General features: G+C 41.2%; 14 protein-coding genes. 9 read left to right on the forward strand and 5 right to left on the reverse strand.

What is annotated here, in order from left to right:
• Window positions 1-84: 84 nt before the first annotated feature.
• From hflC to LU351_RS00205, 5 genes are all read right to left on the reverse strand, one after another.
• A complete protein-coding gene (gene hflC / locus LU351_RS00185; protein ID WP_232591976.1) occupies window positions 85-978 on the reverse strand; it encodes a protease modulator HflC in 894 nt (297 codons plus the stop codon).
• Window positions 979-1067: 89 nt separating this feature from the next.
• Window positions 1068-2729, reverse strand: coding sequence for a cation diffusion facilitator family transporter (locus LU351_RS00190; protein ID WP_232591977.1), 1662 nt, complete (start codon window positions 2727-2729; stop codon window positions 1068-1070).
• A gap of 217 nt (window positions 2730-2946) precedes the next feature.
• The gene (locus LU351_RS00195; protein WP_232591978.1) at window positions 2947-3558 is read right to left on the reverse strand and encodes an outer membrane beta-barrel domain-containing protein; all 612 of its coding nucleotides are present in this window, start codon (window positions 3556-3558) and stop codon (window positions 2947-2949) included.
• On the reverse strand, window positions 3528-4286 hold the full coding sequence (locus LU351_RS00200) for an SH3 domain-containing protein (RefSeq protein ID WP_232591979.1): 759 nt from the start codon (window positions 4284-4286) through the stop codon (window positions 3528-3530). Before LU351_RS00200 ends, LU351_RS00195 begins: the two co-directional genes overlap by 31 nt.
• Before the next feature lie 37 nt (window positions 4287-4323).
• Entirely contained in the window at window positions 4324-4971 is a 648-nt protein-coding gene (locus tag LU351_RS00205) for an outer membrane beta-barrel domain-containing protein (protein ID WP_232591980.1), read from the reverse strand.
• 553 nt (window positions 4972-5524) lie between these two features.
• Between LU351_RS00205 and LU351_RS00210 the strand changes: the two genes are divergently transcribed.
• Genes LU351_RS00210 through LU351_RS00250 form a run of 9 tightly spaced genes read left to right on the forward strand, consistent with a single transcriptional unit; the run spans window position 5525 to window position 14785 of the window.
• The gene (locus tag LU351_RS00210; protein WP_232591981.1) at window positions 5525-6145 is read left to right on the forward strand and encodes an AraC family transcriptional regulator; all 621 of its coding nucleotides are present in this window, start codon (window positions 5525-5527) and stop codon (window positions 6143-6145) included.
• 35 nt (window positions 6146-6180) lie between these two features.
• On the forward strand, window positions 6181-7905 hold the full coding sequence (locus tag LU351_RS00215; protein ID WP_232591982.1) for a tetratricopeptide repeat protein: 1725 nt from the start codon (window positions 6181-6183) through the stop codon (window positions 7903-7905).
• Window positions 7895-10837: a tetratricopeptide repeat protein gene (locus LU351_RS00220; protein ID WP_232591983.1), complete on the forward strand. Its 2943-nt coding sequence runs from the start codon at window positions 7895-7897 to the stop codon at window positions 10835-10837. Before LU351_RS00215 ends, LU351_RS00220 begins: the two co-directional genes overlap by 11 nt.
• Window positions 10824-11591 carry a tetratricopeptide repeat protein gene (locus tag LU351_RS00225; RefSeq protein ID WP_232591984.1) on the forward strand — a complete coding sequence of 256 codons (768 nt, stop codon included), beginning with the start codon at window positions 10824-10826 and terminating at the stop codon, window positions 11589-11591. The genes LU351_RS00220 and LU351_RS00225 overlap by 14 nt, the downstream gene beginning before the upstream one ends.
• 55 nt (window positions 11592-11646) lie before the next feature.
• Window positions 11647-11943: a hypothetical protein gene (locus tag LU351_RS00230; RefSeq protein WP_232591985.1), complete on the forward strand. Its 297-nt coding sequence runs from the start codon at window positions 11647-11649 to the stop codon at window positions 11941-11943.
• Between the two features lie 22 nt (window positions 11944-11965).
• Window positions 11966-12745: a MotA/TolQ/ExbB proton channel family protein gene (locus LU351_RS00235; RefSeq protein ID WP_232591986.1), complete on the forward strand. Its 780-nt coding sequence runs from the start codon at window positions 11966-11968 to the stop codon at window positions 12743-12745.
• A 4-nt stretch (window positions 12746-12749) separates the two neighbouring features.
• A complete protein-coding gene (locus LU351_RS00240; protein ID WP_232591987.1) occupies window positions 12750-13253 on the forward strand; it encodes an ExbD/TolR family protein in 504 nt (167 codons plus the stop codon).
• Window positions 13254-13260: 7 nt separating this feature from the next.
• Entirely contained in the window at window positions 13261-13821 is a 561-nt protein-coding gene (locus LU351_RS00245; protein WP_232591988.1) for an ExbD/TolR family protein, read from the forward strand.
• A 1-nt stretch (window position 13822) separates the two neighbouring features.
• Window positions 13823-14785, forward strand: coding sequence for an AgmX/PglI C-terminal domain-containing protein (locus LU351_RS00250; RefSeq protein ID WP_232591989.1), 963 nt, complete (start codon window positions 13823-13825; stop codon window positions 14783-14785).
• Window positions 14786-14815: the final 30 nt, after the last annotated feature.

A 14815-nucleotide genomic window follows, 5' to 3' on the forward strand; every position in this document is an offset into this window, starting at 1 on the left:
TTTTCACTGAGTTGGATAAAATAGCGTGATGAGTTTGTTTATGTTCCGGTCTGTTGTCGGCGTTCTCAAGTCTGTGATTCGACGCTATTGTAATGAATGAGTCTTTGGTGGTTGTAATAATGTATTAAATACAGGCAGTTCAGAAGATAATATCAGCTGAGTATCTTTGTTTAAGATTTTTTCGTAGGCTTCCATGGAGCGTGTAAATTCGTAAAACTGACGATTTTCCTGGAAGGCTTCGGCATAAATTTTGGCGGCTTCTGCTTCACTTTTTCCTCGTGTGGCTTGTGCTTCTCGGTAAGCTTTTGCTTGTAATTCTCTCACCTCTCGTTCTGTTGCAGAACGAATTTTTGCTGCTTGTTCTTGACCCTCGGCGCGATATTGTTTAGCCAGTTTTTCCCATTCCGATTCCATACGCTTGTAGATGGCCAATAAATTTTGTTTTGGAAAACCAATATGACTGGGTTCAATAGCGACAATCTCTATACCTAATTCTTGATTGGCGATGTGGTTAGCAGCGGTGGAAATGTCGTTGAATATTTTTGCAACCTGGCTGTCACCTTCTTCTGTGGTAAAAATACGATCCAATGTTGTTGCACCAATAGCGGCACCAATTTCGGCTGTAGTGATGGTTTCCAGACGTTGTTCCGCGACTTCTTTATTTCTCACGCTGGTAAGGAAGGTTTTGGCATCGCTGATTTTCCAGATGACAAATGTACTGACAATAAGGTTGCGCCGGTCGGACGTCCCAAATTCTCCTGTGGGTATATCAAAAAGCTGAATACGTTTATCCAATGTGCGTACCGTTTGAATTGGGTTGGGCAGCTTGAAGGCGGGCCCGGCCGTATCAATAACACGCACTGGTCGGCCAAACTCGAATACAATGGCGATTTCAGACTCTTTGACGGCAACGATACTGGTAGCAAGCGAGTATAGGGTAACAATGCCGATTAAAAGCAGGGCAATTTTTCTATTCAATGTCTTACCTCAAAAATGTCGATAACGCTGGAAAAGTGCGGTAAAGGTGATGAACTCTATTAAACATACACTTGTTATTGGCTATTCAATCAAGGTTGTGTTTGCCAAACCTGCAATTCCCGTGGATTTACTTTAGGGTCGGTAATAATAAGTGACTTATCTTTGAGCACATTTTCTAGTGTTGTGATGTGTTGATTAAACTCAAAGGCGTCAGGGTATTGTTGATAAATACTGGCCAGTGAAGAAATGCGTTCTACTTCACCAAGGGCTCTGAGCTCTATTTCAAGTGCTGAAGAATACGCTTCGGTTATCTCTTGATGAGCTTTTGCGCGAGCCAAAGGTAAGTCATTTAACTGTTCTGCTTCGGCTCGATTAACACGCTGATTTTGTTCCTGATCGGCTGTAAGCACATCTCGATAGGCACCGACAACCATAGCCGGAGGTTGTGCGGCGACGATATTCGTGTGGATGATATCAATGGGCAAATGAACGGTAGCAAGGCTTTTTAAAAGTTGTTTTTCTACTGCTGCACTAAACGATATGGATCGTTGACTAATGATGTCGTCATAGCGAAATTGAGCGACGGTTTTCCATAATGCTGCTTCTGCAAAGCGTGCGATGACTTTTTGACTCTGGTCGAATTGCTGATAAGACGTGGCTGCATTAGAAAGACGATATTGAAGTGTCAGTGTCAAGTCGATTAAATTTTCGTTTGCCGTGACAAGATATTCAACATCGTCTGATAGTACACGGCTTTCTTTGAGTTCCCGCCATAAGGTCGCGCCGTCTTCAGTGGTAGAGATTTCAATGCGGCTCCCCAGCGTAATGGCTTCCACGGTTCCTGTTTCTATTAAAGAAATACGTCCAAAGGGTGCAGGCCAGTGATAATGTAGGCCAGGTGAAAGCGCATCGGACTGTGCTTTATTGAAGTGATATTGAATACCTGTGTGTCCTAATGGGACGGAGGTAAAACCACTTAAGCCATAGGCAATTAATACTAAGCCAAGTACGTTATAACGGTGTTTTAATATTATTCGAGTGGTGTTTTCAACGGTATTAAAAATGGCTTTGCTATTGGTGGTTCGAAAGAACAACGTACGTAGGATATCGCCTAAAGAAAGTTGATCAAATTCTGTGCCTTTGGTAAGGCTTTTTAAACCTGACAACAACAGTTCAACACCAGAATAACCAATCATTGCCGCAATGAGGAGGGCAACAAATTCATCGATGTTGATACCCACCATTAACCCCACGAGCGAAAACAGTACAGCTACAGAAGAGAAAACATCTACCATACTGTGATAGCCATCTGCCTCTAACGCGGGAGAATCGGTCTCTTTTCCCACATGGGTTTTTAGTTTTGCCATAAAAAAAACTAAGGCAATAATGACAAGTGTGCCGGAAATCCCCCAGCCTAGATTACGAATGGCGGTCTCTTGTTGGTCATAAGTATTGGAAATAATCTCTACTGGCACATAGAGAATCGAGGCTGCAACGACTACAGCTAACAGGGACTCCAGACGTCGGGCTCTCAGTGTTTTTGTTTCGTCTTGATGCTTCTCGGCATAATGGCGAATGACAATGCCAAGTAATAACAATATTGAGACAATAAAATCGGATAACGAGTGATAAGCATCGGCTAATAAAGCTTGGCTGCCCGTAATGATGGCTAGAAATGCTTTCATAGCAGTCAGCAAACAGTCCGCTCCAATGGCAACGAGCGACGTACGAATTCGGCGATCTGAAATCATGATGACCTAAGTAATGATGAGTTAACAAAAGTGTAACAACGTCGTTTGTCACTTTTGTTACTAATGAGAAAGGATGAGTAAAGAATTAGAAAACAAAGACGAAGAGAGGAGCTGATTAAAGAGGGACTAAGAGAAGGGCTAAGAAAAGCCATTCAACGATAAGATTAAATGGCTTTTTACAAAACAGAGGGGAATATGTACAAAGTCAATATAGACTTTAGAATAAGTAGCTAAGGCCTACAGAAAACTGAGTATTGTGCGTGAATTCATCATCACCAATAGCGTTGGTTTTGAAGATATAATCTCGGTAGTCAATACGACCGATAATATCTCGAGTGAAAGCAACTTGGTAGCCCACTCCGGCGACATAAGTAAAGTTCGATTCTCCACCAAACTCTGTATCACCGATACCACCGACAACGTACAAAGAAGAAAGCAATGCTTTGCCTTCGTAAATAAAGTGCTCTCCCTGAAACAAGTTGTATCCTAATACAACATCATAATGTTGTAAGGTTCGGTCACTGCCAGAAAATATTTGCCCTTGGCTCTCTTCAAAGGAAGAAAGATCAACATCCGATTGCAAATAATTCATTTGCAGAAAGTAGTTCTCTCCAGCGTTGAAGGTTGCGTTAATACCAATCACTGAGGCGCTAGTGAAATCTTCAACGTTCATCGAGCCGTAGAAGAGACCAATGTCAAAATACTCAGTGTCGACATCTTTAAGGTTGCTTGGCTTTTCGTCTGCGGATTGACCAAAACAAACCTGTGATCCAGCTATTCCAAGTGTCAGTAACGCGCTTAAAAGAAAGCGTTGAAGCCTAAATTCCATCGCTCCAGTTCCTCTTCGTTTTCAGAATTGATGACGTAGCTAGAGTATCCAGCTTGAAGTACAAAGTTTCTTCCTAAGTAGTAATTAGCGCCGAGTCCGATGTTGTAGTATGACTCTTCACCGAAGTCGATGGGGGTCAGCTCGGGCTGTGAATCAAATTCAATGTTACCGCCACCAAGAAGTAAAATAGGCGAGAGTCGATATCGGCTGAAAGGTTCAAAAACGATATTTGCCCCATAAAAATCACCACGAATGTTGGTGTCGTAGAGCTTTCCAGCTTCGGCCTCAATACCTAGCCAACTAAGTACCTGATACCCTGCAGATAAGCTAAAAAAATCGATATTATTGAGATCGTCGCCACTGAATTGACCTGCCCTGAAGCCTGTACGAAATTTATTGGTAAGATAATCTCCGTAGGAAATCGTGGGTAAGTCAACAGGCTCGCCTGTGGGTAAGAGTGTTCGAGCAATTTGAGAGGCTTTTGCCCAGCCGGTTTGTTGGTTGGCAATTTTTAGTTCATACCAGCCAGTACGGCGGGTGAGCACTTCTACCATTTCACCCTGTTCTACTGTGTAAAAAACAGGGTAGCCGACCCCTGGGCCAGTGTGAATTTCGATAAAAGGATCGATCACTTCGAGTTTTACACCTGAGGATTTTGCCTCTCCGTGGGCGTAATGAAACGAAGTGAAGCAGATCACTATAGAGAAAAGTAGTCTAGCGAGCTTCATTGTATTTTACCTAGTTATCCGTAATTAATATCTCTGTTTAAAACATGATCATCGCGCCGACGCCAAATTCTATATTTTGGGTAAGCTTTTCATCATTGAGAAATTCACGTTCAAAAATGTGATTTTTTAAATCTAGATTGAGTGTTAGCCAGTCGGTCAACACGGTTTTATAGGTGGTGCCAATAACAAGGCCAGTGTTGCTTTGCCCCGCGAAGTCGATATTTTCAACACCTGCGTTTAAATAAATATTGGAGTTAAATCGATTTTTACCCCCGAAGAAGGATCGACCGTATAAGGCGCGATAGCCCAAGGTTAAATTGGTATAGGTAAACCTTCGGTCTTCGTCACTTAAAAAGCGATTGTTTACCACTTCTTCAAAAGACGCGACTCCGACTTCGGAACGGCCATATTCAAATTGAGTCATCCACTTAGGTGTGACGTGGTATGCAAATTTGAATGTAGTGACCGCACTGTTGCCAAAGTCTTCAATAGAAAGACTGCCAACGGAGATGCCAAATTCAAATTGCTCATCGTCTAAAGCTGCGTACTTGACAGTATCGACTTTTTTAGAAGGCTCGATAATGGTGACATCTGGGCTGGTTTGTGCGAAAGAGTTCGCACTTTGAAAGAGAAGTAATCCCAGGGTTACGGGCAGTAATCTCTGGATTCGAGTCCACCTTAACATGTTTTCCGTGTTCCATATTTATCTCGTTTTTCACAGGATTTTGTAAAATTCGTCAATTTTTTGTCACTAACATAATTATTCTTGCTTATCTAGTGATTAAAAGTGCCAAGTTTGTGAAGAACGATTCGGTTAAAAGTGTGATTGTTTACGCATCAAAGTCACGGATATCGTAAAGACTTTACTCATTCCATCGAACGGAAAAAAAAGTAATTGTGACAAAGGTTTAGGTTTTGCTTTTGGCGTTAAAAAAAATGTGAATGAGCTCAACTAATGGTGTTGGCATAGTGTTATTGATTTTATTCTCTACTGTATGATTCGCGCACAATTGTTGATCTTTTGCATTGCTTGAAATTAAGAAAAATTAAGGTTTTTTTTCAAAATTGATAACTGGATAGCTTGGTTTTAGTTAACTGGTTTTTTCTTAGGGTGCAAAAGGGAGTGGTTATGGGAGTCGACAGCTCTCTAGTGGCAGAAAAAGAAAAATAACCTTTTGCACAGCGCCCTCAGTTTGGGCGAGCAGCTTAAGGACGAGATGAAAGAAGGGGGGCAAGAAATGCCGTTCGTAATAGTGCAAAGAGTGAAATCTCTGTTAACAGCCGTATTCACTGTAATGGCTATTTGTATGGCCATCATACCTAGTGCTTATTCTGATGCTTCTAATGCCAGCTCAGGTGATGAGACAAGTAATTCCGTCAGTGCCGAGCAGGCCCAGCAAGAAGCTTTAAAAGAACTTTCTGAGATCTCTAATGGTTTACAACAACTGAAGCGAAATGTCATTGAGTTGAATAGTGGCCTTCGTGAGATGGAGGAGAAATTGCTTTTTCCTTCTAGTACGAAATATTCCGTATTTGTATCACTCAGTTCAGGCACCTTTTTTACCCTAGAAAGTGTCAAGCTTAAGCTGGATGGTGAATTTGTAGCCACACATATGTATTCAGAAAGCCAGCGCCAATCTTTATCTCGTGGTGGTGTTCAAAAGCTCTACATTACTAACCTTAGCCAAGGGAATCACACTGCTACGGCATTTTTTACAGGTGTTGGTCCCAATGGTAGAGCCTATAAGCTCGCACAAACTCTAGAGTTTGAAAAAGGTGATACCGGGGAATACCTAGAGTTGTCTATTGGTGATGATGCTTCTTCTCAAGAACCTATTGTTAGAATGAAGCAATGGTAAAGGCCATGCGAAAAACGCACAGGATAGCGGATTCAATGCGAGTAAAAATAATCAGTATTTTCTTTGCCTGTCTATTTTCAGTGACAGGCTTAGCCGATGTCTTTTATAAGAATGTTTCCACTCCCGAAGATTTGGAATGGGGTAGTGTCTTATTTGATTATTTTCAAAAAGACTATTTTTCTGCATTAGTAGAATATGACTATATTGTTCAGCTAGATAACTCTATAGCAAAGAGCCATGAAGGAGAGCTATTAAAAGGCGGGATGATGCTTTCCTATGGTATTGCTGATGAATCAGAGGCTATTTTTTCAAAATTATTAAGTGGGAATACGTTAAGCGAGGAAGTGCGTAATTCGGCTTGGTATTATCTTGCGAACATCTTTCATTATAAGTCAGAGGATGAAAAAGCGTTTTCAGCCCTCAATAATATCAAGGGTAATTTGCCTATACATTTGCTGGTTGAGTACCACTACTTGAGAAGCCTTTTGGCCAACTATGACCATGAGCCGCTTTCTGCATTGGATCATTTGAAGACGTTAGAAGAGTTTGATCCTCAGTACTCTTATATTTTGTTTAATTTAGCCATTAGCCAGTTAGCTCAAGAAGATATTCCATCCGCGATTGGTAACTTACGCAAAGTGGCCGCATACAGTGGTTCAAGCAAAGAGTTATTGGCTCTAGCCGATCGGGCTAGGCATGGGTTGGCCCAACTGTATTTACAGCAAGGTGACATACTCAATGCATGGATTTATTTGACCGAAATTCGAACACAGGGCCTTTATTCAAATAGGGCGTTACTGACCTATGCATGGGCGGCTATTGAAACCGAGCGTTTTACAGAGGCTATTCCAGCTCTGAAAATTCTTAATGATCGTGATATCGCTATCCCTGAAGTGCAGGAAACAAAAGTATTGCTTGCCCACTTATATGAGCAAAGCGGAGAAGTACGTAAGGCGTTAAAGCATAATATTTTAGCAGTAGAAGCTTTTGAAATCGGACTGAGTAATATTGAGGAGTCTAGAGAAATTATTGCTCGACAAGACGTTCCGCGAGAATTTGTAAAGAATTTTGACGCTATTGTTGGTGTCAGTGATTGGTATGCTGTTGAGCCAACAGTAGATTATCAAAAATTTACTCCTTTTGTGATTGATCTTATTTCAAGCCATGCCTTCTCAGAAACGTTGCGTGAATTGTCGGATTTGTATGCTTTGCAAGATAACTTATTAATGTGGCAGAGAGAATCCTCACAGCATTTGTTGATTCTGGAAAATACTCTAAAGAAGCAGTATAGCGAGAAAATGAAAGAGTCGCTTCAAGAGGCGTCTAATATTAAAAAATCATTAGAAGAAAAGAAAAGTGATTTGAAGTTATATTCTTTATCTTTGACAGAGAAAGACCAAGCTAGATTTGAAGCGCAAATCGAAAATATTGATAGTGAGATTCGTACTCTGGAAGGCAGAATAGAGGTCTTGTCAAATGTGGAAAGGCCTTATAGCCAGCCACCCAGTTATCGAACCACAATACAAGATTATCACAATCAAATTGAACTCCGTTTGGTGCAAACCAATAGCTACATTCAAAAGCTTGAGCCAATTGTTCGACGCCTGATTGAATCAGAATTATCGAAGCATGAAGAACGAATGAAATATTATATGGCTCAATCACGTTTAGCACGTGCACGGCTTTTTGATACCACTTTAATGACATTGGATAAAGCTAAGTCTGAGAAAAAGACAGAGAAGTCGGACAATGAAAAGTAATAAATTAATTAAGCAAGCGATTTTCTTTACCGGTTTACTGCCTTTGCTTCCTGCGTGTCAGTTGGGGGGAGTAAAAACACTAGGTGATTTAGAGTATAAAGAAGAGGCGGAAGAGCCCATTGAATTTGAACAGGTAAGTTATGAAGATGTTCGTAGTGAATATCAAGAATTAATGAGCCTGTTTAAAGAAGATGATATTAAAGAGCAAATTCAACGCAGAATAGCAGACGTTTATATGCTCGAAGGCTCTCAGCAGCAGATTGATCAGAAAGAGTATCGTAGTTATTACGATGAGGCGATTAAAAGCTATCACGAGATTTTGAAAAAATACCCTAACTCTCCTGATAACGCTGATGTGCTTTATCAGCTAGCCAGAGCGTATGAGTTGGATGGTCATCAGGATGAGGCGATGAAAATGCTAACTCAGTTAGCAAAGTATCATCCGGCTTATAAAAATATTGCAGAAGTGCATTTCAGGGTTGGTGATATTTATTTCAATCGCCAAGAGTATAAAAATGCTCAAAAAGAGTACGAGATTGTCACTCAATATACCGACCGCCAGTTACTCATGAATGCGCACTATATGCTGGGGTGGGCTTATTACAAGCAATTTAAATATTCTTCAAGTATCCGCTCATTTGCTCAAGTATTGGCTTTGATTTATACCCCTGAATCATCAATTGAAACTGTCAAAGACGGTGATCAACAAGTCGCTGAATCTATCTCTGAAGAAGAGTCACTACTTGAATTAGATGCCTCTTTAAAATCATTAGAAGAAGATTCTCTCAATTCAATGAGTTTGGCGTTATCCAAATCGGGTGGCCCGGATATGATTGCTCAGGTAGCGTCTTTGCAGGGTAAATCATATCTTTGGAAGGTTTATGATCACTTAGGTGAGTATTATTTAGAAAAGGAGCGTTTTGAAGATTCTGCTGCGACTTTTCGGCATTTTGTAAAAAGAAATCGTTTTTCTCAGCATGCACCCATTCTACATAAGAAGATGATTGAAAGTTATGCGGATGGTGGTTTTTCGTTATTGGCGCTTGAAGAAAAAGAACAATATGTTTCCCATTATGGAATAAGTTCTGAGTATGCCTCCATAAATGGCGAGACAACGGAAGAGGTACTGTCGGCGCTGAAAGTGTATATTGATGAATTAGCCTCTCATTATCACTCTCGTGCACAAAAGCTTGTTACAAAAGCTTCTGATGATCAAAAAGAATTGGATGAAGCAGCAGAATCGGTGATTCCTTCGCCTCAGCAAATTGCGAAGATAGAAACTCTTAAAAAACAAGCAAAGGAATCTTTTTATAAAGCGACACAATTTTACTCAGAATATGCATTGACTTTCCCGCAAGATCCGAGACTGCCAGAAATTCTTTACTTGATGGCGGAAGCGTATTTTGAGTCGGATCGATATAAAGAGGCTGCTGAATCTTATGAGAAAGTCGCTTATGGTTTGAATGAGTTTAAGGATGACCGTTATCGAGCGAATTCTGGTTATGCCGCTATTGTTTCTTATCAAACGATTATTGATGGTGCTGATGATGAAGCCACTAAGCGTCAATGGCAAGGCACAGCCGTTGAGAGCATGTTGCGTTTTGCTGAGGTGTTTCATACTGATGAGCGCTCACCAGCGGTATTAACGAATGCGGCAGAGTACTTGTTTGGCCTTGAAAACTATCAAAAAGCGCTGGATGTCTCCTCTAATCTTATTGCCAGTAATGAAAACCTGGATAAAAATTTAAAGAAAACCGCTCACGGTATTGCGGCACATTCGTTGTACAATTTAAAGCGCTACGCGGAAGCCGAAGGACATTATTTGAGCCAACGGTTATTGGTTGAAGAAAATTCAGAGGAATACACACGTATTTCTGAGCGATTAGCGAATACTATTTATAAAAACTCTCAGCAGCTTGTGGAGCGTAGTGAAAACACAGAAGCCATTGAACAACTACTGAAAGTAAAAGTATTGACGCCAGAGGCCGCTGTGCGTGTGGATGCTCAATTTAATGCGGTGAAATTGATGTTGGGTGCTGAGCGTTGGGTCGATGCTATTAATGAATTATTGGAACTACAGACGATTTTTCCTGATCATGAAATGGCACCTGAATTTCAGAGAAAAATTGCTTATGCCTACGAAAAAAATGAATCTTGGAAAAAAGCAGGCCAAGCTTATTATGTGATTAGCCAAACGGATTCAGATGATATCGTCAAGCGAGAGGCTTTGTTCTTGTCAGCAGAGATGTATGAAAAGGGTCGTGAATTCGAGCAGGCGATTAAGCTATTCAAACGCTATGCGAAGACTTATGAGAAGCCTTTTGGTGTAAGAATGGAATCTCGTTATCGATTGGCTGTTTTGTATGAAAAAATAGACGATATTTCGAAACAACAATTTTGGCTCCGCCGCATTATTGAAGGTGATCAGAAAGGTGGAAGTGAGCGAACAGAAAGAAGCCGTTGGTTAGGTGCGTGGGCGAATATAAAATATGGGGATTATTTTGCCAATGAATTTCGCGCAAGGAAATTAACCAGTGCTCTAGCAACCAGTCTTCCTAAGAAAAATGAATTCTTAACCGATGCGGTTAAACGATATGAAGCGGCTGCGGATTATGGTGTGTTTGAATTTATGACAATGGCCAATTACAAAATTTCGGAGTTGTATCGACAATTAGCGTTTGAATTAAGGGGGGCACCGTTGCCTGCAGGTTTGTCGTCTGAAGAGCGTAGTGTTTATGAAGGTTTTATCGAAGAACAAGCGTTTCCATTACAACAAATGTCTATAGAGTTGCATATGACAAATGTTGAGCGAGGTTGGTCTGGAGATTTTGATGAATGGATTAATCGCAGCTTTGAAGAAATGGCGGAGTTAAATTCGCAACGATTTGGTAAATCAGAAAGAATGGTGAGTTACGGCGATGAAATTCGATAACATGAAGTTATTCAAAGTTTTTTCTGTTATGGGGTTGGCGTTAGTGATGACGGCTTGTGGAGGAAAAGTTAAGCCGCCTGAAGTTGTTTTGACGCTGGATGATGAGAAAAAAGCGGTTGAGTTAAACACAGAAAAGTATATCCCTGTGCGAACTTATGATGAGGAAACTGGAGCGCTTTTACCTTATATTGCTGCGATAAACCCTTACAGTGAAATAAAAGGACGTATTAAAGCGGATTATGTTAGTCAATATGTTAGAGCGCGTGATTTGTTCCGAAAAAGTGCTTTTAATGAAGCGCATAAAACGCTAGATAACTTGATTGAAGTGGCACCAAAGCTCTCTGGGCCTCTGGTCTTAAAAGGAGATGTTTATGTCCAGCAGTCTAAGTTGAAATCAGCGATTGATAGTTATTTTCAAGCAATAGCCGTTAATGAAAATAATGTAAATGGTTATTTGAAGTTGGCTATTGCTCAGAGAAAACACGGTGATTTTGTTCGGTCTCAAAATACTTATGCGAAAGCTTTATCAATATGGCCAGATTTTCCAGAGGCGCATTTAAACCTTTCTGTACTATATGATGTGTATTTAAACAAACCATTAAAGGCGCAGCGTCATTTAGAAGCTTATCAATTTTTAAGCCAAGGGAAGGATAAGCGTACTGCGCAATGGTTATCTGAGTTGCAAGAGCGTACAGGGGAGCCTGTGGAATTAAAAATAGAGCCGGTTAAGGCAATTTCAATTAGTAACCCTTAGGTGTTTATTTTTAAAAATGTCGTCTCTAATTGAGAGATTAAGAGGAATAGTTACCATGAAAAAATGGTCGCCTTATTTTTTATTGAGTATTCTTATGGCACCTTTCTTTGTTTCTGCAGAGTCTTCAGAGGAAGAGCCTAATATTCGGTTGGAGTCGAGTTTTATTGGAGATAAAGAACAACCGTCAGTAAGTTATTTTATTCCATGGGAGGAAATCGGAACGCCCGATAAACTGCGATGGAAAATTGGTTCAAGTTATGATGAGACACTGAGTGTTGTAGATCGCCCAATATTTATTCGGTCTATCACGGTGTATCAAGAAATGAATCTAGAAAATCAAAAAAGTCAATAAGTTACAATTCACGAGGTGAGAAATGGAAGCGGCATACAGTATCGTAGTGAAGTTTTTTCAGGAAGGGGGGTTTTTCTTATACCCCATTGCATTAGTGTTTATTTTAGGAATTATCATCAGCGTGGAGCGTTGGTTATTCTTAACGCGAGAAAGTATTCGCAATGCTAAGGCATTTGATAACTTCCTGCCCTTATTGCGTACAACAGATGTAGAGAAAATGTACATGTATACGCGTGAAAACAGAGCCCCTGTTATACGTGTTATTGGGTGTGCGTTAGACATTATGAAAGTCACTCGTCACCGTGCTGATATTGAGCATTCAATGCATGAAGGGATTTTGGAAGCAGCACCAAAATTTGAAAGCAGAACCAACTATTTGTCTGTACTGGCGAATGTAGCAACGTTATTGGGTCTGCTAGGTACGATTATTGGTCTAATTGGTGCCTTTACTGCAGTTGCCAATGCAGACCCTGCGGAAAAATCCGCGCTGTTATCTCAATCTATTTCGGTTGCGATGAATACCACGGCATTTGGTTTGATGGCAGCCATTCCACTGCTTGTTACACACGCTATTTTACAAAATAAAATGGCGAAAATTGTGAAGAGTATTGAAATGGCAGCAGTCAAATTTCTTAATATCATGACTTATCATCAGTTAGTGCATGCCGGTGCTTATGCGCCTGTACAGCAAACGGCGCAGTCATCATCTCAGCAACCAGTACAGCAGTCATTACAACAACCAGCCGCTGAAAAAGAATCTGCCTCTGTCATGCCCACCGATACGGCCATAACGTTAGGATAATAATATGCGTTCTGTACTGAATCGAGATCTTCAAGAAGAAGCTGAACTGGATGTTACGCCATTCATGAACTTGATGATCGTATTGGTTCCAGTACTGTTGGTGATGATGTCATTCTCCCAAATAACGGTGCATGAGATTCGCCTACCGGACTTGAACCAGAGCAGTGCCAGCTCGAATGATGTGCCTCCCTCACTTGAGGTGAAGGTCACGCGTAAAGCCATTGAGGTGTATTACCCAAGTAACACGCTCATTCAAACCATTCCTTCAAAAGAAACCAAAGAGGGGTTAGTTTATGATTTCTCTACTTTATCTTTGGTTATGCAGGAAGTGAAAGAGCAATTGGCTGAGAGAAAAGAAGTGCTCATCATCTCCGACGAAGATATTGAATATCAAACACTGATTGCCACTATGGATGCCGTGAAATCGTACAAGTCTGTTGTGGTTGCTAGTGTTGTTGAAATTGAACTCTTCCCGTTGGTTTCATTAGCCGGCTCGAGTGTAAAGTAACATGAGTATGTCAGGAATTAGTGGCGCCAGTTTTTCATCGGTTCATTCTCAAATGAATTCCTCTAAGAGCCGATTAAACTTGGTTGCCTTGATGGATATTTTTACTATTTTGGTTTTCTTTTTGTTGTTGAATTCTGGGGATTCATCGCAATTGGAAAAAGCCAGCTACATATCGTTACCCGATTCGACGGCAAAGGCTGTGCCGCATGTCGATGCTTCAATTACCATTGGTGATAGCGATATTTGGTTTAATGATCGGCCATTGGTGAAGCTGTCAGAGATGACGGTGAATGATAATGGTTTCATTGAAGAATTGGCTCAAGCGCTTGGAGAGTTTAACGAAGAGCGAGAAGAAACCTCTGCCTACGAAGAAGAAAATGGTTTTGCCGTGACCATAGCGGGGGACAAGTCAGCCCCTTATTCATTGATTGAGTCAATCATGAATACCTGTAGCGCCGAAAACTACCGTGATATTTCGTTGGCCGTGAATAATGTTCCGGGTCCTAAATTTGATACATTTCAACAAGATGTTGTAAATGTTTCTAATGACAGTAATTCGGGAGGGTAGAATGATCGCTCAGCCTTTATCTCCAGATCTTGTCCTGCCTTGGACACCCGATGAAGCTCAAGAGCAAGCGTTTCAGCGTTGGGTTAAACGCACTTTAATTGCATTACTGGTGGTTTTTATTATCATCCCATTTTTGCCTGTTTTTGATACAGACTTAACGCCTGAGGAAAAAACAGTCGTTAAAACAAAGGTAATATTGAAACCGGTTGAAGTGCCTCCGCCACCGGTGGTGGAGCAAAAGCCAAAGCCGGTGCCGAAACCGCCAAAACCGAAAAAACCCGAGCCCAAGCCTGAGCCTCCAAAAAAGAAACCTGAAGCGAAGCCTGAGCCTAAGCCTGCCCCTAAGCCGGTTACTGCCAAGGAAGCAGTTCAAAAAACAGCTCGCTTATCTGAAGTTTCGGCACAGTTAAACGCTCTAAAGGGGGCCTTGAATGTGGCGGGCTTAAAGAAAAAAGAAGCGGTCACTCGTGAGAAAGGTGTTGTGGCAACGGCCAATCGAAATATTCTCGGAGAAAACCGAGCGTCTCAAGCCAGTTTTGGGAACGCAGTAGATGAAACGGCGATTTTGGTGGAAGCAGCACAATTAACGTCTCACGAGGTCACAGCGGTTAAGGGTGAGGTGACGGGTGGAACAGAGGTCACTGCGCGAAGTCATGGCTCCTATGTTTCTGGTCAGCGTGATATGGAAAGTATTCGAAGAGTCTTTGAATCGCACAAAAGCAGTGTTTATGCACTCTATAATGAAGCGCTTAACCAATATCCTGAGCTGGAAGGTAAGTTTATTTTCCGCTTGGTGATTGAGCCGAATGGCGGCGTTCGTGATTTAAAGATTGTTGCCAGTGAGCTGAATGTCACGCCAGAGCTAGAGCGTAAAATCTTACGTCGAATTCGTGGTATTCAGTTTGGTGCAGAAGACGTTGTTGCAACCAGTGTTGAATATAAGTTTGTGTTTTTCCCAAGCTAGTTTGAAGCCTATAGGAAGCAACTCATAAGA

Source organism: Marinibactrum halimedae (assembly GCF_021234875.1).
Taxonomy (GTDB): domain Bacteria; phylum Pseudomonadota; class Gammaproteobacteria; order Pseudomonadales; family Cellvibrionaceae; genus Marinibactrum; species Marinibactrum halimedae.